The organism is Geodermatophilus sp. SYSU D00703 (assembly GCF_054050155.1).
Map to the genome: position 1 here is coordinate 32,698 of NZ_JBJGYU010000028.1, position 21,094 is coordinate 53,791.

The 21,094-nt window shown below is 74.9% G+C and carries 19 protein-coding genes and 2 pseudogenes; 4 read left to right on the forward strand and 17 right to left on the reverse strand.

All coding sequences use genetic code 11. The annotated features are described in order from the left end of the window. Positions 1 to 23 precede the first annotated feature (23 nt). Positions 24 to 782 (forward strand): ABC transporter permease, encoded by a 759-nt coding sequence (locus ACI782_RS20490; protein WP_456911935.1) that lies wholly within the window; start codon positions 24 to 26, stop codon positions 780 to 782. A gap of 345 nt (positions 783 to 1,127) precedes the next feature. Then, positions 1,128 to 1,343 carry a hypothetical protein gene (locus ACI782_RS20495; RefSeq protein ID WP_456911936.1) on the forward strand — a complete coding sequence of 72 codons (216 nt, stop codon included), beginning with the start codon at positions 1,128 to 1,130 and terminating at the stop codon, positions 1,341 to 1,343. Between the two features lie 255 nt (positions 1,344 to 1,598). Here the strand turns inward: ACI782_RS20495 and ACI782_RS20500 are convergent, their stop codons facing one another. Then, complete coding sequence (locus ACI782_RS20500) at positions 1,599 to 1,916, reverse strand: antibiotic biosynthesis monooxygenase family protein (RefSeq protein ID WP_456911937.1); 318 nt, start codon at positions 1,914 to 1,916, stop codon at positions 1,599 to 1,601. A 152-nt stretch (positions 1,917 to 2,068) separates the two neighbouring features. Between ACI782_RS20500 and ACI782_RS20505 the strand changes: the two genes are divergently transcribed. Continuing rightward, positions 2,069 to 2,716 (forward strand): DNA alkylation repair protein, encoded by a 648-nt coding sequence (locus tag ACI782_RS20505; RefSeq protein ID WP_456911938.1) that lies wholly within the window; start codon positions 2,069 to 2,071, stop codon positions 2,714 to 2,716. Positions 2,717 to 2,740: 24 nt separating this feature from the next. Here the strand turns inward: ACI782_RS20505 and ACI782_RS20510 are convergent, their stop codons facing one another. Next, positions 2,741 to 3,805, reverse strand: coding sequence for a DUF2332 domain-containing protein (locus ACI782_RS20510; protein WP_456911939.1), 1,065 nt, complete (start codon positions 3,803 to 3,805; stop codon positions 2,741 to 2,743). Between the two features lie 209 nt (positions 3,806 to 4,014). Here ACI782_RS20510 and ACI782_RS20515 point away from each other — a divergent pair. Next, positions 4,015 to 4,651: pseudogene (locus tag ACI782_RS20515) on the forward strand (dihydrofolate reductase family protein). Between the two features lie 66 nt (positions 4,652 to 4,717). Here the strand turns inward: ACI782_RS20515 and ACI782_RS20520 are convergent. From ACI782_RS20520 to ACI782_RS20590, 15 genes and pseudogenes are all read right to left on the reverse strand, one after another. Further along, a complete protein-coding gene (locus ACI782_RS20520; protein WP_456911940.1) occupies positions 4,718 to 5,593 on the reverse strand; it encodes a sugar phosphate isomerase/epimerase family protein in 876 nt (291 codons plus the stop codon). Positions 5,594 to 5,625: 32 nt separating this feature from the next. Further along, positions 5,626 to 7,026, reverse strand: a complete 1,401-nt coding sequence (locus ACI782_RS20525) for an FGGY-family carbohydrate kinase (protein ID WP_456911941.1) — start codon at positions 7,024 to 7,026, stop codon at positions 5,626 to 5,628. Between the two features lie 2 nt (positions 7,027 to 7,028). After that, positions 7,029 to 7,733 carry an HAD family hydrolase gene (locus ACI782_RS20530; protein WP_456911942.1) on the reverse strand — a complete coding sequence of 235 codons (705 nt, stop codon included), beginning with the start codon at positions 7,731 to 7,733 and terminating at the stop codon, positions 7,029 to 7,031. Beyond that, positions 7,730 to 8,506, reverse strand: a complete 777-nt coding sequence (locus ACI782_RS20535) for a class II aldolase/adducin family protein (RefSeq protein ID WP_456911943.1) — start codon at positions 8,504 to 8,506, stop codon at positions 7,730 to 7,732. Before ACI782_RS20535 ends, ACI782_RS20530 begins: the two co-directional genes overlap by 4 nt. Then, positions 8,503 to 9,618, reverse strand: a complete 1,116-nt coding sequence (locus tag ACI782_RS20540) for an ABC transporter permease (RefSeq protein ID WP_456911944.1) — start codon at positions 9,616 to 9,618, stop codon at positions 8,503 to 8,505. Before ACI782_RS20540 ends, ACI782_RS20535 begins: the two co-directional genes overlap by 4 nt. Then, positions 9,615 to 10,652, reverse strand: coding sequence for an ABC transporter permease (locus ACI782_RS20545; RefSeq protein ID WP_456911945.1), 1,038 nt, complete (start codon positions 10,650 to 10,652; stop codon positions 9,615 to 9,617). The genes ACI782_RS20540 and ACI782_RS20545 overlap by 4 nt, the downstream gene beginning before the upstream one ends. Then, on the reverse strand, positions 10,649 to 12,214 hold the full coding sequence (locus ACI782_RS20550) for a sugar ABC transporter ATP-binding protein (RefSeq protein ID WP_456911946.1): 1,566 nt from the start codon (positions 12,212 to 12,214) through the stop codon (positions 10,649 to 10,651). The genes ACI782_RS20545 and ACI782_RS20550 overlap by 4 nt, the downstream gene beginning before the upstream one ends. A gap of 64 nt (positions 12,215 to 12,278) precedes the next feature. After that, positions 12,279 to 13,337, reverse strand: a complete 1,059-nt coding sequence (locus ACI782_RS20555) for an autoinducer 2 ABC transporter substrate-binding protein (RefSeq protein WP_456911947.1) — start codon at positions 13,335 to 13,337, stop codon at positions 12,279 to 12,281. Between the two features lie 81 nt (positions 13,338 to 13,418). Then, entirely contained in the window at positions 13,419 to 14,921 is a 1,503-nt protein-coding gene (locus tag ACI782_RS20560) for a rhamnulokinase (protein ID WP_456911948.1), read from the reverse strand. Beyond that, a complete protein-coding gene (locus tag ACI782_RS20565; protein ID WP_456911949.1) occupies positions 14,918 to 15,706 on the reverse strand; it encodes a DeoR/GlpR family DNA-binding transcription regulator in 789 nt (262 codons plus the stop codon). The genes ACI782_RS20560 and ACI782_RS20565 overlap by 4 nt, the downstream gene beginning before the upstream one ends. Before the next feature lie 161 nt (positions 15,707 to 15,867). Further along, entirely contained in the window at positions 15,868 to 17,130 is a 1,263-nt protein-coding gene (locus ACI782_RS20570; protein WP_456911950.1) for a DUF3500 domain-containing protein, read from the reverse strand. Positions 17,131 to 17,134: 4 nt separating this feature from the next. Next, positions 17,135 to 17,986 (reverse strand): fumarylacetoacetate hydrolase family protein, encoded by an 852-nt coding sequence (locus ACI782_RS20575; protein ID WP_456911951.1) that lies wholly within the window; start codon positions 17,984 to 17,986, stop codon positions 17,135 to 17,137. A 25-nt stretch (positions 17,987 to 18,011) separates the two neighbouring features. After that, positions 18,012 to 19,481 carry an FAD-dependent monooxygenase gene (locus ACI782_RS20580; protein ID WP_456911952.1) on the reverse strand — a complete coding sequence of 490 codons (1,470 nt, stop codon included), beginning with the start codon at positions 19,479 to 19,481 and terminating at the stop codon, positions 18,012 to 18,014. A gap of 22 nt (positions 19,482 to 19,503) precedes the next feature. After that, positions 19,504 to 19,674 (reverse strand): annotated as a pseudogene (locus ACI782_RS20585) (FAD-dependent monooxygenase); the annotation flags it as partial. Continuing rightward, complete coding sequence (locus tag ACI782_RS20590) at positions 19,671 to 20,996, reverse strand: MFS transporter (RefSeq protein WP_456911953.1); 1,326 nt, start codon at positions 20,994 to 20,996, stop codon at positions 19,671 to 19,673. The gene ACI782_RS20590 and the pseudogene ACI782_RS20585, both read right to left, overlap by 4 nt. Positions 20,997 to 21,094: the final 98 nt, after the last annotated feature.

The following is a 21,094-nucleotide window of genomic DNA, read 5'->3' on the forward strand; positions in this document are numbered from 1 at the left end:
CCCGCCGTCGAAGGAGCCCCGCGGTGACCTCGTTCCTGCGCGAGTCGGGGATCGTCTTCCGACGCCAGCTCCGGATGAACCTGCGGAACCCCGCGTGGGTGATCATCGGGGCGATCCAGCCGGTGCTGTACCTGCTGCTGTTCGGTCCGCTGCTCACGCCTCTGGTCGACCAGTTCGGCGCGACCAACGCCTACACCTTCTTCGTCCCCGGCATGCTGGTGCAGCTGGGCATCTTCGGCGCCTTCTTCGCCGGGTTCAGCCTCATCGGGGAGTGGCGCGAGGGCGTCATCGAGGCCGAGCGGGTCACCCCGGCCAGCCGGACGGCGCTGCTGGTCGGCCGGCTCCTCCGCGACCTGCTGCAGCTGCTCGCCCAGGCGCTGATCCTCATCACCCTCGGCTACGCCCTGGGCATGGACGCGCCGCTGCAGGGCATCGTCCTCGGGACGCTGCTCACCCTGCTCATCGGCGGCGCGTGCGCCGCGGCGTCGAACGCGCTGGCGCTGACCACCAAGAGCGAGGAGGTCATGGCGCCGGTCGTCAACATGGTGGTGATGCCGGTGCTGCTGCTGTCGGGGATCCTGCTGCCGATGACGATCGGCCCCGCGTGGCTGGAGCGGGCGAGCGAGTTCATGCCGATCCGCCACGTGGTCGACGCCGTCCGCAACTCCTTCCTCGGCGACTTCGCCTCGTCCGGGCTGCTGTGGGGCAGCCTGTGGGCCCTGTCGCTGTTCGCCGTCTCGGTCTGGTGGGGCACCGCCACCTTCCGCCGGGAGAACGCCTGAGGACGCGGTGCAGGTCCGGGTGATCGTCGCCAGCCAGGCCGGTGCGCCGTCGGCGTGGAACCTCGTCTCGATCCGGTCCGGGTCGACGTTGACGACGTCCCAGCCACCGCTCCGGTGAGGCCGCCCCGAGCCGTCAGACGCACCACCGGCGGTGTCCCCGCACGGCTCGTCCCGTCGGCCGAGGACCGGCGCCAGCCCCTGTGTGTGGTGACCTCGGCACCCCTCGGTGGGGGTGGGCGGCGTCGTGCCGTCCGGGCAGCGTGGCCTCGCGCGGTCGCCGTCCAGATCCCGGCGGACACCGACGCAGGTCCCGGCGTCGCGGACGCCGGGAGGGGGAGGCCTGGAATGCCGTGGTGGGTGTGGTCGCTGCTGGGCTGGATCCCGCTGACCGCGGTGGTCGCGGCCTACTGGTGGGCGCCTCGATGGCCGGAGGTGAAGCGTGAGCTGGCCCGAGACCGCGCCGCTCGTGCCCGGCGTCCGCACCGTGTCGAGCCGCTGCACCGCGTGGCCCGCCGGGGCGCCGGGTGGCGGGAGGGCAGCGAGCGTCCGCCGGGCGGGTAGCCGATCCGCCGGCCGCCCACGTCCGAGCACGTCACGCCGACGTCCGGGTGCCCCGGCCGAGGTCCTCGTGTCGCCGTCGGCCGGGTGCAGGTCGGTCATCGAGACGCCCGCCCCGCCCTGGCCGTGAAACCCCCGGGGCGGGGCGGAGCACCCATGGCACCACGACCGCGGGGCTCCTGTCAGCAGGCTGCGGCGCGTCTCCGGCAGGACTCGCCCGGAGCGGTCCCGGGCGGGGTCACCGAGGTCCTCGCGGGATCACGTGGTCCGCGGTCCCGCGGTCTCGATGACCGAGAAGGACCACAGCTGGGAGTGGCTGGCCACGGGGGCGCGGGTCTCGCCGCCGTGGTGGGCGCGGTCGAAGTCCTGGCTGTCGTGCCACGTCCGGAAGGCGTCCTCGCTCTCCCAGCGGGTGTACACGAGGTACAGGTCGGTGCCCTCCTCCGGGCGCAGCAGCTCGAACCGCTCGAAACCGGGCGTCTGCTCGACTGCCCCGGCCCGGCTCCGGAACCGCTCCTCGAAGCTCTCCCGCCGGTCCTCGGGCACGGTGATCGCGTTGATCTTGACGACGCTCATGACCGTCACCCTCCCGCACGTCCCGGGGATCGCGCTGCCGACCGCGGCCCCGGGCCGGCCGTCGCTCCGCGAGGCCGGCCGGGGACGACGCTCGCTCTCCCGCTCCGGTAGGGCATCCTCTGGCGGGCCCGCACCCGGGACCGGACCCCGCCGTGTGCACCGATCCCGGACGCGACGGACAGGAGACGGAGCTGACCCAGACGGCAGCGACCGGGACGACGGTGGCCGCGGTGATGGCCGAGCCGGCCGGTCTCGAGGACCCCAGGATCCGCGAGGTGAACACCAGGCACGGCGACGACCACGGCGTGAACCTCGGCAACCTGCGCGCCCTCGCCAAGCGGCTCGAGACCCAACAGGAGCTCGCGCGCGAGCTGTGGCGGACCGGGGACAGCGCGGCGCGGCTGCTGGACCTCCTGATCTGTCGGCCGAAGGCGGTCGAGAAGAACCCGCACGCCGGGGAGCTGCGCCTGGCCTGGTCGGCCGACCCGGACCCCGTGGTCGCGAGTGCCGGCTGGGCGCTGACCACCGAACGGGTGGCGAAGCAGCCCGAGGGTCTCGACCTGCCCGCACTCCTCGACGTCGTCGAAGCGGAGATGGCGGACGCCCCGGACCGCCTGCAGTGGGCGATGAACAACTGCCTGGCCCAGATCGGCATCGAGCACGTCGAGCACCGAGCTCGGGCGATCGACATCGGGGAGCGCCTGCGTGTGCTCGAGGACCACCCGACGCCGCCGAACTGCACGTCTCCGTTCGCGCCCGTCTGGATCACCGAGATGGTGCGCCGGCGGTCCGCCGGGTAGGAGGCCCCGCACTCGCGCGCAGCCTCAGGGGTCGGCCAGCCACGCCAGCAGGCGGCCCCGCGACCAGCAGCGGCCGACGGCCTCGGGGTGCGGCATCGGCCGGTCGAACACCGCCAGGCCGACGATGCTGTGGCCGGAGGCGGGGCGGTCGCCGAGCGTCGGGATGGACGGCGCGACCCCGACCCCCTCGACGGACACCCACGCGACCGCCCGGCCGGCCGCCGCGTCGTCGAGGCGGTGCAGGAAGCGCAGGCGGCTCTCGACCGGGAGGCGGGCCAGCGCCCACGTCGTGGTGACGACGGGCATGGCGTCCGCGGGCACACGGGCGACGGCGTCGGGCAGCACCTCGACGGCGTCCCCTCGCAGCAGCAGCGGAGGGGCCGTCGCCGCCAGCGCCATCTCCGCGTCGAGCCGCGCTCTCCGCTCCGGCTGGTCCGGCCACAGGCAGGCACGCAACCACCGGGCGTCATCGGCGTCGGTCACGTCGAGGGGATCGGCGTCGATGCCGATCCGGGCGACCACCTCGGGCACCGCCCGCGTCGGGACGGGCCGGTCGCCCACGACCGAGCACGACATCTGCACGGGGGAGGACGGGTCGCCCAGCGTTCGTCCGTCGCTGTAGGTGATGCCGACGCGGTCGACGTCGAGGTCCAGCCCGGCCGAGCAGCCGACGTCGATCAGCCCGACCGCCCTCGCGCCTGCCCGGCGCGCCGCCTCGGCGATGGCCGGGTACAGCACGGCACACCCCCCGGTCTGGTCGGTCCACACCCGCCGGCGCACGGCGATGGCCACGACCGCGTCGGTCATCCGCAGCAGCGTGTCGATCGCCGCGTCGGCGGCGGCGACGCCGTCCCCAGCGGCACAGGCCGCGGCCAGCGCAGGCGCCCGTCCGGCGAGGGCGAGGTCGTGCAGCGCGGCGAGGACCAGCCTGGGGTGCCGCTTGCGCGCCGGCGCCGCCTCGATCGCGCGCAGGGCCTCGGCGGACTCGCTCAGGGCGACGGCGACGCGCTCCCACAGCGGTGACCTGCCGGCGGCCTCGACCTCACCGAAGCGCCGGTACGCCTGAGCGAGCGTGCGAGTCCTGTCCACCGGTACGGCGCCGCAGCCCGTCCTCAGCAGCACACGACGACGGCGAGCAGCAGCGCTCCCGCGACGGGATGCCGATGACGACGTCCATGCTGCACCTCCCGTGCCCTGGATCGTGCAGTCTCCCTGAACGAGCGCCCACTCTGCCCGTCGGAGCGACCGGAGGGAGCTCACCGCGAGGGCGGCGGAGTCGCTGCGAGGAGGGGAGAGCGATGACCGGACCACGAGGCAGGGTGGTCTGCGACCTCACGATCTCGGCCGACGGGTACTCGGCCGGGCCCGACCAGACCGAGGACCGCCCGTTCGGCGAGGACGGCGGCGACGGCTCGGGCAGCACGCTGCACGCCTGGATGTTCGACACCGCCGACGAGAACCGGGCCGACATCGACCGGATGGCCGCCGCCCGGGCGTTCGTCATGGGGCGCAACACGTTCGGACCGGTGCGCGGCGAGTGGGAACGGCTGGTGGGGCGAGGACCCGCCGTTCCACGCCCCGGTCTTCGTGCTCACCCACCACGGGCGCGACCCCCAGCCGATGGAGGGCGGCACCACGTTCCACTTCGTCACCGACGGGATCGAGTCGGCACTGGCACGGGCACGCGCGGCGGCCGGCGACGGCGACGTCGCGATCCAGGGCGGCGCGACCACCATCAACCAGTACCTCACCGCCGGCCTGATCGACGAGCTGCGGCTGCACGACGTGCCGCTGACGCTCGGCGTCGGCACGCGGCTGTTCGAGGGCGTCCCGCCGTTGCGCCTCGAGCAGGTGGGGTCGCGAGCCGCGACCGCCGTGACGCACGTGACCTACCGCGTGCTGTCCCGAGCCGGAGGGCGGACCCCGACACGCTGAGCGACGCGCTCGGCCTCAGCCGAGCTCCTCGGCCAGGGCGACGATGACGCCGCCGGGTCCTGGGGGTCAGGCGCGGCCGCCGGCGGCCGCGAGCCCGGCCCTGGTGAAGGCCAGCGCGTCCCGGGCCAGGGCGACGTTGTCGGTCCAGAGGTTGCGCCAGATGGCCAGGTCGTTGGAGAGGGTGCGGTGCACGACCTCGGACGAGAACGACTCGAAGGTCATGATCCCGTCGTAGCCCACCTCGGCCAGCGCGCCGAAGAACTCCGCCCACGGGATGGTGCCGGTGCCCAGCGCCCCGCGGTGGGACTCCCCGACGTGCACGTAGCCCAGCTTCCCGGCCGCCGCGGCCGCCCGCACCGCCTCGCGGAACGAGTGCTCCTCGATGTTCATGTGGTACGTGTCGAGGTGGGCCATGACGTTGGGTCGGTCGACCGCCGCGATGAAGTCCAGCGTCTCCTGCGTCGTGTTGATGACGTTGGTCTCGTAGCGGTTGCAGAACTCCAGGGCCAGCGTGATCCCCGAGGCGGCGGCCCGGTCGGCGAGCCACGCGATCGTCTCCCGGGAGTTGGCCCGGCCCCGCTCGGTCGCCGGTCCGGCGTACTTGCCGAGCTTCGAGTACAGGACGCCGCACAGCACTGAGCCGCCGCTGTCGCGCAGCACCGACAGCGCCGTGGCCAGCCGCTCCCGTCCGCGGGCGACGACGTCCGGGTCCTCGCTGGAGACGTCGGTGTCCTCGGAGAGCCCCAGCGACCCGCTCACCTGGAGGTCGTGCTCCTCCAGCAGCCGCGCGGTCATGTCGGCGTCGAACGCCGTCGGGTCGATGAGCGCGATCTCGATGAGGTCGTAGCCCGCCTCGGCGGTGGCGGCGATGGCGTGGCGGGCCTCGTCGGGGGACCAGCCCCCGGTCCAGACCAGTGCGTGGACGCCGTGGGTGATCGGCACGGTTCCTCTCCTCTCCTCGGGGAACGGGGTGCTCAGGTCCCCTCGTCCAGCCAGCCGCGCCGGGACAGCTCGGCCACCAGCCGCCGGTAGCCCTCCTCGAGTGGACCGGCCTGGGCGGGGTCGGGGTCGACGACCTCGGCGGTGCGCACCGTCCGGTCCGCGGCCTGCGCCGGCGAGGTGCCGGTCAGCGCGGCGGCGGCCAGCACGGCGGCGCCGAAGGCGCTGGACGGCTCGGCCGGCCGCGACACCGGCCGGCCCAGGACGGTCGCGCGGATCGCCGTCCACACGGTCGACCGCGAGCCGCCGCCGACGACCCGGTGGTCGGCGGAGCGGACCCCGAGCGCGGCCAGCCGCTCCAGGCCGAGGCGCTCGACGAAGGCGACGCCGTCCAGCACGGCGCGGTGCCGCTGCAGCGGGGACGGCGTCCCCGGGCCGAGCAGGAAGCCGGTCGCCTCCGGTCGGACGAACGGGAAGCGCTCGCCGGTGCCGGGGAGCGGGTAGGCGGTCCAGGCCGACGGGCCCTGCCGGGCGGCGTCGGCGTCCGCGGCGGCCAGGTCGGGCAGCCCGCCCAGCGCTCCGGCGCCGGTGTTGGACGCGCCGCCGGGCCACCACAGGCCGTCGGGCGCGAGGTGCGAGTAGACCGCGCCGCCGAACCCGGTCACCTCGGCGTGCGCGACGCCCTTGAGCACCAGCGTCGTCCCCAGGACGCCGGTCGTCCGGCCCGGCGCCACCGCACCCGCGGCGAGCTGGGCGGTGCAGCCGTCGGTCATCCCGGCCACGACGCGCACGCCGCGCGGCAGGCCCAGCTCGGCCGCCACCTCGGGGCGGACCTCGCCGACGACGGTGCCCGGGTGCACCAGCTCCGGCAGGGCGCCGGCGGGGACACCGGCGGCGGCCAGCAGGTCGCCGGGCCACCGGGCGGCGACCGGGTCGATCCCCGCCTTGAGCGCGTGCGAGGTGTCGGTGACCAGCCGCCCGGTCAGGTCGGCGACGACCACGTCGGGCACGTGCAGGAATCGGGCCGCCGCGTCCTGCCCGGCCAGCCAGGCGAGCCGGCCCAGGGTCGGGGCGGCGCCGGCCGGCCGGCCGAGCGCGGCGCGCAGCCGGGCCGCGCCGCGCTGGTCGGCGTAGAGCAGCACGGGCCCGCGCGGCAGCCCGCGCGCGTCGGCGGCGACGACGCTGCCGGACGTCGCGGTCACCGCCAGCGCGCGGATCCCGGCTCCGCGGGGACCCAGCTCGGCGGTGAGTGCCCGCAGCACCGACCGGACGGCGGCCGCGTGCACCGGCGGCTGCTCCTGGCAGCCGGGGGCGGGCACCGCGGGCTCGGGCAGCGGCGCCGACCCGCCGGAGAGCACCTCCCCGGTGGCGACCCGCACGGCCGCTCCCCGCACCGCGGCGGTGGCCAGGTCGACGCCGAGGACCAGGTCGTCCACGCTCACCCGTCCCGCGGGGCGGTCAGCGGCAGCAGCACGTCGGCCAGCCCGGTGAGGTCGGCGACCGCGAGGTCGGGCTCGGCCAGCTGCTCGGGCGTCGGCTCGTCCGGGGCCTCGCCGCGCAGCACCCACACGGTGCCCAGGCCCAGCGCGGCCGCGGGCCGGACGTCGTTGTCCAGCCGGTTGCCCACGTGCACGGCCTGCGCAGGCAGGCAGCCGGCCCGCTCCAGGCACCAGCCGAACAGCTCGGGGCTGGGCTTCTCGAACCCGACGATCGCCGACACGCCCCAGACGTCGAGGAACGGCGCGACGCCGTCGCGGCTGAGCGCGTCGACCACGGTCGCCTCCTGGTTGGCCAGCACCCCGACGGCCACCCGCCCGTGCAGCGCCCGCAGCAGCGGCAGCACGTCGGGGTAGAGGGTGCCCGGCGGGTGCACCCAGTGCCGGCGGGTCCGCTCGTGCAGCGCGCCGCGCAGCCCGGCGTCCCCGAGCAGCTCGGTGGCGAGCGCGGTGCGCAGCGAGCCGCCCTGCCGGGCCCGCGCCGCGTCGTACACCCGCCGCACCTCCGCCCGGTCCACCGGGCCGCGGCCCTGCGCGGCGCGCAGCTCGTCGAGCGCCCGGACCACCGCGGCGAGGAAGTTGCCGTCGTCGTAGACCGGACCGCCGACGTCGAGGAACACCGCGCGCAGCTCCCGGGGCAGGGTCACGCCCGCGAGCCGCCGAGGCGGGCGCGGCGCTCGATCACGTCCTCCCGGGCGAAGAACTCCTCCACCTTGGCCGGTTCCAGCGGCACGACGCCGCCCACCGAGTACGCGGCCACCCGCACCAGCGCGCCCTTGACCGCCATCTCCGAGGCGCCCTCGACCCCGGCCGGGCCCGGCGCGTTGACGACGATGCCGTGGTTGCCGAGCAGCACCAGGGTGGGCAGCTCGCCGTGCTCGTCCACGTACCGCCGCAGCGCCGCGAGGTAGACGCGGCCGAGGTCGATCCCCGGCGTCGCGTACGGCACGTACAGCGGCCGGCCGACCACCACGGCCTCGTCGGAGTAGACGTGCCGGTCCCACGCGGTGGGCCCGTGCACGCTGGCCAGCAGCCCGACGACGGCGGTGGGGTGGGTGTGCCCGACGAACGCCGTCGGCGCGTACGCCTGCGCGGCCACGTGCACCAGGGTCTCGATCGAGGCCCGCCGGCGGCGGCCGCCGTGCTCCCCGGCGTCGAGCGCGGCGGTGAGGTCGGCCTGGGTCGCGGCCGGGGCGGCCATCAGCTCCAGGAGCGGGTCGACGTCGACCACGACGAAGTCCTCCGCGGTGGCGGTGCGCATGTTCGACCCGGAGGCCTTGACCACCACCCGCCCGTCCGGCAGCAGCTGGGAGGTGTTGCCCTCGGCGAGGACGACGAGGTCGCGGGACCGCTCGCCCAGGGACCGGGTGAGCGCCACGAGCTCCTCGCTCACCAGCCCCGGGTCCCAGACGGCGGTCACCCGGTTCTCCCGTACCGGCGGCTGGCGTAGCCGTTGAGCAGCGCCGCGAAGACCAGCACGATCCCCAGTGCGGCCAGCTGCCACTGCGAGCCGGCGTTGCCCGGGACGGCCAGCAGGATGCCGGCGTTGAGCCAGACGATCAGCAGCGTCGCGAGGACGACGCCGGCCACCCGGCCGATGCCGCCGGTGATGGCCACCCCGCCGAGGACGGCGATGGTGATGGCCGGCAGCGCCATGCCGTTGCCCGCGACGCCGGCGTCCGGCCGCGCCGAGGCGAACTGCGCCACGGTCACGACCGCGACCAGCCCGGAGATCACCCCGGCGGTGAGGTAGGCGGTGAAGCGGGTGCGCCGCACGTCGATGCCGGTCCACTCCGCGGCCACGTCGTTGGTGCCGATGGCGTAGAGCCGCCGTCCGTACGTGGTGCGGTTGAGCAGCAGCCAGACCACCACCGCGGTGGGCAGCAGGAAGGTGAGGATGCCCAGCGGCACCTGCAGCGGCTCCTCGCCGCCGCCGACGGGCACGGAACGGGCGGCGGAGAAGAACTCCTGGATCGGCTGGGTGCTGATCGGCTGCTGGTCGTTGATGACGATGGCGATCGAGGAGAACGCGTAGTAGGTCGCCAGCGTGGTGATCAGCGCCGGGTAGCCGATGTAGGCGACCAGGAACCCGTTGAGCGCCCCGCACAGCCCGCCGAACGCGGCGGCCAGCACGATCGAGGCCCACAGCGGCCAGCCCCACTCCCCGTAGGCGAAGCCGAACACCATGCTGGTCAGCGACACGATGGCGCCGACCGACAGGTCGATGCCGCCGCGGCCGGAGGTGATCACCAGCAGCTCGGCCAGCCCCAGCATGACCAGCGGGACGGCGCTGATCAGCGTCGCCGACAGGTAGGACGCGTCGTACGGCGCGGTCAGGTAGTTGCGCGCCGACAGCGTCAGGAACGTGACGACGACGGCGACGAGCAGCACCAGCAGCAGCACGATGCGCTGGGTGAGCAGCGCCCGGAGCAGGAGCTCGGGCAGCTGCCGGACGCGGGACTGCCGCGCGCCGTTCTCGTCGTCCGGGCGCGGGGCCGGGGCCGGGGCCTCGGGGGAGACCGTGGTGCTCACGTCGTCCTCCTCGCCCGCTGCCGGAGCAGGTCGGCCCCGACGGCGATCAGGATGAAGATGCCGATGAACAGGGCCGACAGCTGCGAGCGCCAGCCCAGCTGGGTCACCCCGGAGGTGACCGTCTGCACGAGCAGCGCCCCGAGCACGGTGCCGAGCACCGAGCCGCGGCCGCCCATGATCGAGGTGCCGCCGATGACCACCGCGGCGATCGCGGCCAGCTCCATGCCCGCGCCCACGTTCGGCGCCAGCGTGGAGGTGCCGCGGGCGATGACGAAGCAGGCGGCCAGCCCGGTGAGCAGCCCGGTGAGGACGTAGGCCGACATCACCCGCCGCTGCACCTTCACCCCGGCCAGCCGGGCGGCGTCGGCGTCCCCGCCGATGGCGTACAGGTGCCGCCCGCCGGGGGTGTGCCGCAGGTAGTACCAGGCCGCCGCCGCGATGAGCAGCATGACCAGGAAGCTGTGCGGGACGCCGAGGGTGCGACCGGCCTCGCCCCGGCCGAAGAACGCCAGCGTGCCGGGGATGTTGTCGACCGTGGTGCCGCCGAACAGCTGCAGGCCGAGGAACTTGAACAGGTTCGCGGTGCCGAAGGTGATGATGATCGCGTGCACCCGCCCGTAGGCGATGAGCACGCCGTTGACCAGCCCGAGCACGCCGCCGAGCACGACCGACAGTGCGACGGCGACCGGGAGGGAGGCCCCCGAGTCGACCATCGCCTTGGCCACGACGACCGCGCAGACCATGACGATGCCGGCCACCGAGACGTCGATGCCGCCGGTGATGATGATGACCGTCATCCCGATGCCGATCAGCGCGACCGGCGCCATCGCCACCAGCAGCGGCACGATCGAGCCCTCGGTCAGGAAGGCCGGTGTGGCCAGCGCCAGCGCGACCCACAGGGCGACGATGACGACGATCAGCACGATCTCCTGACCGGTGATCGGGAACGGCAGGACCCGGCCGCGCTCCTTCGCGGTGTGGGCCTGCTGGCCGGCCGGGGCGCCGCCGGGGGGCGTGAGGGTGGACGAGCTCATGCCGCCTCCTCCTGGTCGACCGCACCGGCGGCGGCGGCCAGCACGTCGGCCTGGCTCGCCCCGGGGCCGAACTCGACCGTCGTGGTCCCGGCCCGGACGACCTGCAGCCGGTCGGAGATGCGGATGGCCTCGGGCAGGTCCGAGGTGACGATCAGGACGGCGGTGCCCTCGTCGGCCAGCGAGCGGACGATCCGGTGGATCTCCTCCTTGGCGCCGACGTCGACGCCCTGGGTGGGCTCGGCGAGCACCAGCACCTTCGGCCGCTCCACCAGCTGTCGGGCCAGGACGACCTTCTGGGCGTTGCCGCCGGACATCGCCGAGACGGGCTGGCGCTCGTGCGGCGTCTTGACCGACAGCCGCGCGATGAACTCCCGGGCGACCTGCCGCTCGCGGCGCCGGTCCATCCAGGTGCCGAGCTTGGACAGCATCGGCAGGTGCCCGGCGGAGATGTTGAAGGCGATCGACTGGAAGCTGAACAGGCCCTGCAGCTTCCGGTTGGCCGGTAGCAGGACGATCCCGAGCTTCTTGGCCGCGCGGGGGGAGTGCGGGGCGATCGGCGTGCCGTCGAGCAGGATCCGGCCGGAGGTCGCCCGCCGCATGCCGTAGACGGTCTCGGCGATCTCCGCGGCTCCCGACCCGATCAGCCCGTAGAGGGTGACGATCTCGCCGGGGCGGACGGCGACGTCGACGTCGGCGTACTCGCCCTCGCAGGACAGCCCCTCGAGGACCAGCCGCGGCGGGGCGTCGGGGACGGCGTGCTCGGGCGGGGTGTCCTCGAGGATCCCGCCGACCATGAGCTCGACGACCCGCCGCACCGAGAGCTCCTCGATGGGCCAGGTGCCCAGGGTCTGCCCGTCGCGCATGACGGTGACCTCGTCGGCGATGACGAAGAGCTCGTCGAGCCGGTGGGAGATGTAGATGATCGCGACGCCGGTGGAGGCCAGCCGGCGGACGACGCCGAAGAGCACCTCGATCTCGGCATCGGTGAGGATCGCCGAGGGCTCGTCGAGGACCAGCACCTTCGCGTTGCCGACCAGCGCCTTGGCGATGGACACCTGCTGCTGCTCGGCGATGGACAGCTCGCTGACCGGGACGGTGGCGTAGCGCGCGGGCAGGCCGATGAGCTCCAGCAGCTCCACCACGCGGGCGTTCTGCGCCGCCCAGTCCACCCGGCCTCGGCGGGTGATCTCCCGGCCGGTGAAGACGTTCTCGGCGACGGTGAGGTCGGGGAACAGCTGCGGTTCCTGGTACACGGTCGCGATGCCGAGGGCGATGGCGTCCGCGGTGCTGGAGATGGTCACCGGCCGGCCCTCGAAGGTGATCCGGCCGCTGTCGGCGGTCGCCGCCCCCGAGAGGATCTTGATCAGGGTGGACTTGCCGGCGCCGTTCTCGCCGACCAGGGCGTGCACGCTGCCCGCCCGCACGGTCATGTCCGCGGTGCGGATCGCCCGCACGGCCCCGTACCGCTTGGACACCCCCGTCACGGACAGCCGCTCGGCTCCCGCGTCGGTCGGCGGGGCGGTCGCCGGCTGCGCCGGTCCGCTGGTTCGGGTCTCGCTCATCGTCTCCTCGCTGCGGCCGGTGCCGGGGAGGGCCGGCGCGCCGCCGGCCCTCCCCGGGGAGCGGTCAGTAGTCGTACTGTCCGGCGTTGTCCTTGGTGATGCGCAGCGGCGGACCGAGCAGCAGCACCTTGGTGCTCTCGTCGAACGCCACCTCGGGCATGTCCGCGCTGACGTCGTTCGTCGCCTGCAGCTGCTCGCCGTTGGCCAGCTGGACGCCGGCCCACGCGGTTAGGTAGCCGAGGTTCTCGACGTCCCAGAGGATGCTGGCGCTCGACGAGCCGTCCTCGAGGTAGGGCAGCATCGACTGCGGCGTCCCCAGGCCGACGGTGTAGACCTGGCCGATCTTCCCGGCGTCCCGGACGGCCTGGGCCACGCCCGGCGCCGACGAGGTGCACTCGCCGACCAGCCCGGTCAGGTCCGGGTGGGCGTTCATGAGGTCGGTCGCCATCTGGGTGGCCGCCGCCTGGTCCTCACCGGCGTAGACGATGTCGACGATCTCGGCCTCCGGGTACTTCTCCGCGGTGTAGGCCTCCTGGACCTCGATCCAGGAGTTGAGGTTCTCGGCCGTCTGCCCGCAGGAGACGATCGCGTACTTCCCGGAGCCGCCCATGGCCTCCAGCAGCGCGTCGGTGAGCGCCTGCCCGATGCCCTCGGTCGAGGCCTGGCTGACGAACACCTCGCGCACCGAGTTCGGCGCGTCGGTGTCGGAGGTGGCCACGGAGATGCCGGCGTCGGCGGCCTGCTGCAGCAGCGGGGCCATCGAGTCGGGGTCGTTCGGGGCGACGATCAGCGCGTCCACGCCCTGCTGGATGTAGGAGCGCACGATGTCGGCCTGCGCGGCCGGGTCGGCCTCGACCGGGCCCTGGTACAGCCAGGTGCAGCCGAGCTCCTCGCAGGCGGCCTGCCCGCCGGTGTTCATCGCCTCGAAGTAGGGGATGCCCTGCAGCTTCGGGACGAAGGCCACGGTCACACCGCCGCCGCCGCCCTCCTCGCCGCCGCCTCCGCCTCCGCCGCCGCCGCCGCCCGAGGCCGAGCCACCGCTGCCCTCCCCGCAGGCGGCGAGGGTCAGAGTGGCGGCCAGCCCGAGCGCGACGGCCCACCTCGTCGTTCGTGTTCTGCTCATCGGTCACCTCTCGGAGTGGGGGGTCGCCCCCCGCGGTGCCACCGGGCTCGGCGAGCCGGTGGGGCCCAGGAACGTCGCTGGTCAGGTCGGGATGAGCCCTCGCTCGCGGTCGTCGTCCTGAGTTCGCTCCCGCAGCAGGGCTGCGGCCTGTTCCCAGCGCGGATCCGGGCGCGGGGACCAAGTTCGGGTGTCGGCGGACCGGGCGACGACCGCGCGGACGTCGTCGACGCCGCCCAGCTCGCCGAGGGCCACCAGTTGCGCGGCGGCGTTGCCCAGGGACGTCGCCTCGACGGGGCCGGTGTGCACGGGCAGGCCGGTCGCGTCCGCGGTGGCCTGGGCGAGCAGCCCGTTGCGGGCGCCGCCGCCGGTGACGCAGACGGCGGGGGGCGCGGTGCCGGTGACCGCGGCGATGTCCTCGGCGGTCACCCGGTAGGACACGGCGAGGGAGTCGACGACGCAGCGGGCCACCGCGGCGGGGGTCTCCGGCACCGGCTGCCCCGTGCGGCGGCAGTACGCCTGCACGCGGGCGGGCATGTCGCCGCGGCCGAGGAAGTCCCGCGCGTTGGGGTTGACCACACTGCGCAGCGCCGGCTCGCGGGCGGCCAGCCCGGTCAGCTCGGCGTAGGAGAACGCCCGCCCCTGGGCGGCCCAGGCGCGCCGGCACTCCTGCAGCAGCCACAGGCCCATCACGTTGCGCAGCAGCCGGGTCGTGCCGGCGTAGCCGCCCTCGTTGGTGAGGTTGGCGGCCAGCGAGCCGTCGGTCACGACCGGCCGGGGCACCTCGACGCCGACCAGCGACCACGTGCCCGAGGAGACGAACAGCGAGCCGGGCTCGGGGAACGGCGTGGCGACCACGGCGCTGGCGGTGTCGTGCCCGGCCGGGGCGACCACACGCGCGCCGGCGAGCGGGCCGTCCCCGAGCGGCCCGACGACCGGGCCGAGGTCGGTGCCTGGGGGGACCACCTCGGGGAACAGCCGGGGCGGGATGCCGAGCTCCTCTGCCAGCTCGGTCACCCAGCGGCCGGGGCCGACGTCGTACAGGCCGCTCGTCGACGCGGCGGTGGCCTCGGTGACGCGGGCGCCGGAGAGCAGGGAGTGGAAGACGTCGGGCAGCATCAGCAGCGACGCCGCGCGGTCCAGCCGGGTCGTCGTCCGCGCGTCGGACACCAGCGCGAACACGGTGTTGATCTCGTTGACCTGGACGCCGGTGGCCCGGTACAGCCGCTCCCGCCCGACGGTCGCGAGGACCTCGTCCATCGCCGCGGGCTGCCGGGGGTCCCGGTAGCACGTCGGCGCGTCCACCAGCCTCCCGTCGGCGCGCAGCAGCCCGTAGTCGACGCCCCAGGCGTCCACGCCGACCGAGGCGACCGGCGTCCCCTCGGCGCCGAGCGCGGCCAGCCCGTCGGTGACCGCCCGGGTGAGCAGGTCGATGTCCCAGCGCAGGATGCCGTCGACCGGCGCGGGCGCGTGCGGGAAGCGGGCGACCTCCCGCACGGTCAGCCGCGCGCCGTCGAAGTCGGCCCGCTCCACCCGGCCGCTCTCCGCGCCCAGGTCGACCGCGGCGACGGTCCGGGGGGCGCTCACCGCAGCTCCTCCGGGACGGCGACCCGGTGCACGCGGGTGCCGGCCCGCTCGATCGCGGCCACGACCGCGGGGTCGGCCGCGGTGTCGGTGTAGAGGGCGGTGACCTGCTCGAGCGGGGTGGCCGTGTGCAGCGAGAAGCTGCCGAACTTGCTGGAGTCGACCAGTCCGTAGAGCGAGCTGCAGTGGGCGGCGAAGTACTGCTTGGCCTGCGCCTCCTCCAGCGCCATGTCCAGGACGCCGCGCTCGGCGGAGACGGCGTGGGCCCCGATGAAGCCCTTGTCGATGCGCCCGCGCCCGGCCAGGACGTCGCTGATCAGGCCGACGACCGACCGCGCCGACCGGCGCACGATGCCGCCGGTCACCAGCACCGTGGCCTCCGAGCGCTCGGAGAACAGCGTCGCGGTCGGCATGCTGTTGGTGATCACCACCAGGGACCGGCGGTGCAGCAGTTCACGGGCGAGGAAGTGGCAGCTGGTCGAGGAGTCCAGGGCGATGACGTCGCCGTCCTGCACCAGCGGCGCGGCCGCCCGGGCGATCGCGGCCTTCTCCGCCCGCCGGACGCGCAGGCGGGTCTCGAAGGACCCCTCGTCGACCAGCGGCGCGGCGACCGCGCCGCCACGGACCCGGCGCAGGGCGGCCCGCTGCTCGAGGGCGTCGAGGTCCTTGCGGATGGTGACGGGGGAGACCTCGAGGCGCGCGGCGAGCTCGTTGACCTCCACCCGGCCGGTGGCGCCGAGAGCCGACAGGATCGCCTGGGAGCGCGCGTGCTCGTCCAGCGAAGGCACCGCACCTCCTCGCGCGTCGGCGTGTGACCGGGGCCATTCGGCGCGCGAAACGTAGTGCGGCGCGAAATCCAGCGTCAAGACTCCGCAGGGAAACGAAAGCAGCTGGCTTTCGCCGCGTCAGCCGTGCGCTTGCGGAGCCGTGGTCCGACCGGGCGGGAGCCTCAGCCGGGGACGGTGGATCCGGTGCGCTCCTGCCACTGGCGGACCCAGGCCCGGCCGTAGTCGTTGCCGTGCGGGGTGCGCAGCACGGTGTGGATGTGGAAGGTCTTCGGGGTGTCGTAGTCGAGGAAGACCCCGCAGTGGTGGTCGAGCTCGGCGATCACCACCGGCGACTGGACCCGGTAGTAGAAGACGTCGCCGGGCTGCGAGCCGCCGATCCAGGAGAACCAGGTCTCGTCGAGGTGCTCGGCGACCTCGCGCAGCCGTGCCGCGCGCGGGCCGGCGGGCAGCAGCCGGACGAAGGTGGCGACGACGTCGAGCACGCGCTGCCGGGCCGCCTCGGGCAGGTCGGCGACGCGGACGCCCTCGACCGGGATCACCCGGTTGTCCTGGAAGGCGCCGGCCAGGTGCCGCTCGTCGCCGGGGTGCACCCGGCCGGGCGGCATCGCCGGGTCGACCATCTGCTCGTACACGACCGCGGCACGTCGCTGGTCGGGGTCCAGCGCGGCCATGACGGCCAGCCCGGCGTCGATCCGGTCGGCGAACAGGTCGGCCAGGCCGGCGTGCGGGCCCTCGTCGATCTCGTCGGGCTCGGCGCCGAGGAAGACCGGCGAGACGACCATCCGGCCCTCGACCACCAGGCAGTTGACCGCGCAGTGGTGGCCGTAGAGCTGCCAGCCCCACGGCGCCCGCGCATCGGGCGTGCCGTAGAGGGCGATGTTGTAGCTCCACTCGCCGAGCACGGTGGGCAGGTCGACGACCTCGCCGAGGAAGCCGTTGACCAGCATCATCGCGTGGACGGCGGCGAACCCCTCGGGGGAGAGGGAGGCGCGGACGAGGGCCAGGGCCTTCTCCCGCACCTGCGGCGGCTGGAACTCCAGCCGCAGGCCGGTGTCGAACTGCATGAACTCCGGGTTGGCCCAGGTCTGCCACTCGACGGCGTCCACGGCGAAGGCGATCCGCTCCCGGTCCTCCTCGGAGAGGGCGGCCAGCAGGTCCTCGGCGGCGGCGACCATCGCCTCGACCGGCGCCTCCTCGCCCGGCCGGGCCGGCTCCAGCGGGTACAGCCCCTCGCGGAGGACGCCGTCCTCGGTGACGCCGCGGAACTCGGCGCGGTACAGCGGCGTCCAGCCCTCGACCAGGCCGCCGGTGAACGTGCCCGGGGTGCGGGCGTGCTCGCGGTAGCCGTAGGGGTCCAGGCCGCGGACCTCGGCCAGCCGCGGGTGGTCGTGCGGGAACAGGTACTGCCGGAACTCGCCGGACACGGTGTCAGGCCCTCCTGGACTCGTTGCCGACCACGGGATTGCGCAGCAGGCCGAGCCGCTCGACCTCGACCTCGACGACGTCGCCGGGCTGCAGCAGCCACTGCGGGTCGCGGGCGTAGCCGACACCGGAGGGGGTGCCGGTGGCCAGCAGGTCACCGGGCCGCAGGGTGAAGGTGCGCGAGACGTGCGCGAGGGTGTCGCCGACGGTGTAGACCATCTCGTCGGTGCGGCCGTCCTGGACCGTCTCGCCGTTGACCCGGGTCTGCACCCGCAGGCCCTCGCGCAGGTCGCCGACCTCGGCCGCGGGCACCATCGGGCCCAGCGGTCCGGACCTGTCGCCGTTCTTGCCGAGGATCCACTGGCTGGTCAGCTTCTGCGCCCGCCGCGAGGTGAGGTCGTTGAAGGCCGAGTAGCCGACGACGGCGGCCAGCGCCTCCTCCGGGGTGGCGTCGACCAGGGTCGAGCCGACGTACGCGACGACCTCGCCCTCCCAGTCCAGGCCGTCCTCGTCGGACGGGACGGGGACCTCGGCGCCGTCCACGGTGAGCGAGGCCGTCCAGCGGGCGAACAGCGTCGGGTACGGCGGGAGCTCCTGCCCGGAGAACGAGCCCTCGGCGACGTGCTTGAGGTAGTTCAGCCCGATGCAGACCACCCGGGCGCCGGGCAGCACCGGCGGCACCCGCTCGACGTCGGCCACGGCCAGCGTCGCCCCGGCCGGCGTCCGGCCCAGGTGCCCGGCCGCGTCGGCCCAGAACTCCTCCAGCGGCGCGACCACGGTGACCTGCGTGCCGTCGTCGGACAGCGCGGCGACCTCCACACCGGCGGCGTCCGGCCGCCGGATGCCCACGGTCCTCATGCGCGTTCCTCTCTGCTCGGTCCGGTCAGGGGTGCCGCGGAGTGCCGGCGACGGTCCAGCCACGGCCCCGGACGAGCGCCGTCGCGCCGGCGGCCGGGTCCTCCCCGCGCCAGGCCACGTGCTGGTCGGGCCGGATCACCAGCAACGACGCCTCCCACGTCTCGCGCAGCGACGCGGTGCCGGGCTCCACGTCGCCGTCCCCGAGGCGGACCACCGACAGCGGGATCCCCCGGACGGCCGCAGCCTCGCACACCGGTGTGGCGTCGCCGTCGCCGAGCACCAGCAGGGTGAAGCCGGAGCCGAGGAGGTCGTAGACCGACCGTCCGTCGGAGAGCCACCGGTGCGGCAGCAGGCAGCCCGGACGAGCGGAGGGCGTGTAGTGGATGGGGTCGTCGACCGGCCGCGGGCTGCCGTCGTCGGTGACGACCGGCGAGTCCGCGTACTGGTACCCGAGGACCAGGCCCAGCGAGTGGAACTCGCTCTCCTTGACGTCCAGCGCCTCGGCCACCTCCTTGCGGAGCAGGTCGGCGTCCGGCCCCTCCTCGCCCAGCCGGGCGTCGGCGAAGTGGTGGGCGAGGGCGCGGTCGTTGGCGCCGGCGTCGGCGATGGTGCGCGCGGCGACCGGGCGGCGCTCGGCCTCGTAGCTTTGCAGCAGGCCGGGGCCGCCCCAGCCCTGCAGGACGGCAGCGGCCTTCCACCCGGCGTTGACGGCGTCCCCGACGCAGGTGTTGAAGCCGTGGCCGCCCCACGGCGGGTTGAGGTGCGCGGCGTCGCCGACGAGCAGGACCCGACCGGTCCCGTAGGAGTCGGCCAGCAGCATCCGCGCCACCCACGGGTCGGTGGCGACGACCTCCACGTCGATCGGCTCCCCGACCAGGGCGTGCACCAGCGCCACCGGGTCCACGTCGTCCGCCGTGCGCACGTCGACGCCCTGGACGATGGCCCACCAGGTGTCCCCGAGGTCGAGCCGGCCGACGATGCCGGCCGCGCCGGGAGCCATCACCCAGGCGTGCACGGCGTCGTCGAAGGGCACCCGCTCGGCCAGGCCCGGCGCGCGGAACAGGATGCTGAGGTTGGGCTTCTCCCCGGAGGACCCCTCGTAGACGGCGCCGAGCGCGCTGCGCACCACGCTCGCGCCACCGTCGGCACCGAGCACCAGGTCGGCGCGGACCGTGCGGGTGCGGCCGTCCTCGGACGCGACGGTGACGTCGACGCCGTCGTCGTCCTGGTGGACGCCGGTGACGCGGGCGCCGGTCTCCAGCCGGGCGTGCGCCGAGCCGGCCACCGCCTCGCGCAGGACCTCCTCGATCACCGGCTGGGGTACCTGCTGACCCACCTCGGGCGACCACGCCTGCGGTTCGCGGTGGAGCTGGAAGGCGTGCCGGAAGCGGCGGACCTCGTGGCCGAGCAGGGAGGAGCAGAAGACGACGTCCTGGGCCCAGTCGACCGGAAGGGGGGCCGCGGTCCTCAGCCGGTCGGCCAGGCCCCACCGCACGCAGGTGGGTCATGGTGCGGGCGTTGGTGGTCTTCGCCCGGGGGCGCAGCGGGTCGACCGTGACGCGGGGCTCGACCACCAGGCTGCCGAGGCCGTGCCGGTCGAGCTCCAGTGCCGCGGCCAGTCCGGCCGGGCCTCCGCCGACCACGACGACGGGGACGCGCGCGACGGTCCCGGGGACCCGGGCGGTCATGCGGCACCTTCCAGCTGCGCGGTGGTCCGAGCGGTGGCCGGGGCGCTGCCGGCGGGGACCGTGCGGTCGCGGCGGGGCAGCGGGGCCATGACGAGGGCGCCCAGGAGGGCCGGGCCGGCGAAGGCCAGGCAGCTGGCCACCACGGCGCTCCCGGCGCCCAGGAAGGCCGCGCCGTAGGTCGGGCCGGCGATGGCCCCGATCCGACCGATGCCGAGCGCCCAGCCCAGCCCGGTGGCCCGGGCGGCGGCGGGGTAGTAGCCGGCCACGTGGTCGTTGAGCATGTTCTGGGTGCCCAGACCACCGAAGCCCGCGAGCGCCACGAGCGCCAGCGCGACACCGGTGGGAGGCGTGGTCGCGATGACCAGGAGGGCGGCCGCCGCGGCGCCGAAGCCGGTGAGCACCATGGCCTTGGCCCCGACCCGCTCCGCCAGCGCGGCGGCGATCAGGGTCCCCACCACGGCCCCGGCGCTGTAGAGCAGCAGGAAGCCGATCGCCGAGCTCACGCCGTAGCCGGCGGTGCGCATGATCTGCGGCAGCCAGGTGCTGACGCCGAAGACGGTGAGCAGGCTGCACACGTTGACCAGCCAGATCCCCACCGTCACCGGACCCCGGCCGTCGGCGAAGAGGACGCCGACGGGGGAGTGGCGCCCCACCGCGACCGGAGCCGGCGCCGGCAGCCCGAAGCGCGCGGCGATGCGGTCGGCCTCCGCGGTCCGGCCCCGGGCACGCAGGAAGGCCGGGGACTCGGGCAGCAGCCACAGCGCGACGGGCACGAGCAGGAGCGGCAGCACGCCCAGCCCGTACACCCAGCGGAACCCGCCGTCGGCGACGGTCCCCACGGCGACCGCCGAGGCCAGCAGCCCGCCCAGCGGCGGCCCGGTCAGGACCGCGCCGATGATCCGCGAGCGCCGACCGGGGGAGGCGAACTCGCTGGTCAGCGCCACCGCGGTCGGCAGCAGGCCGCCGATGCCCAGGCCCGCAGCGAACCGGCACACCGCGAAGGCGCCGAACGACGGGGCCAGCGCGCAGGCGAGCATGGCCAGGGAGAACACGGCGATCGAGGCCACGAACAGCCGGCGCCGGCCGAGCAGGTCGGTCAGCGTGCCGGCCACGAGGGAGCCGCCCAGCACGCCGACGAGGGCGAGGCTGGCGACTGCGCCGGCCTCCCCGGGGGTCACCGCCCAGCCCGGCTCGGCCAGCAGGCCGGGGACCGTCGCGCCGTAGGAGAACAGGTCGTACCCGTCGGCGACGAGGGCGAGCCAGCAGAGCAGGGGGACGAGGAGTGCCGACCGGGCGGTCGTGCGCGGGGCGGGTGTGTCCACGCGGGTCTCCGGGGAGTCGGGGGAGGGGACCGGGCTCGAGCGGAGGCTCCGCGTCCCCGGCGACCGATGGGCCGGTCGCCGCACCCAGGGTGGGTGAC

What these genes read in the sequence shown, in the direction of transcription:
- ACI782_RS20500 (WP_456911937.1), bottom strand. Translation starts at nt 1,916, where the DNA reads ATGAGCGTCGTCAAGATCAACGCGATCACCGTGCCCGAGGACCGGCGG.
- ACI782_RS20495 (WP_456911936.1), top strand. Translation starts at nt 1,128, where the DNA reads ATGCCGTGGTGGGTGTGGTCGCTGCTGGGCTGGATCCCGCTGACCGCG.
- ACI782_RS20575 (WP_456911951.1), bottom strand. Translation starts at nt 17,986, where the DNA reads ATGAGGACCGTGGGCATCCGGCGGCCGGACGCCGCCGGTGTGGAGGTC.
- ACI782_RS20550 (WP_456911946.1), bottom strand. Translation starts at nt 12,214, where the DNA reads ATGAGCGAGACCCGAACCAGCGGACCGGCGCAGCCGGCGACCGCCCCG.
- ACI782_RS20555 (WP_456911947.1), bottom strand. Translation starts at nt 13,337, where the DNA reads ATGAGCAGAACACGAACGACGAGGTGGGCCGTCGCGCTCGGGCTGGCC.
- ACI782_RS20545 (WP_456911945.1), bottom strand. Translation starts at nt 10,652, where the DNA reads ATGAGCTCGTCCACCCTCACGCCCCCCGGCGGCGCCCCGGCCGGCCAG.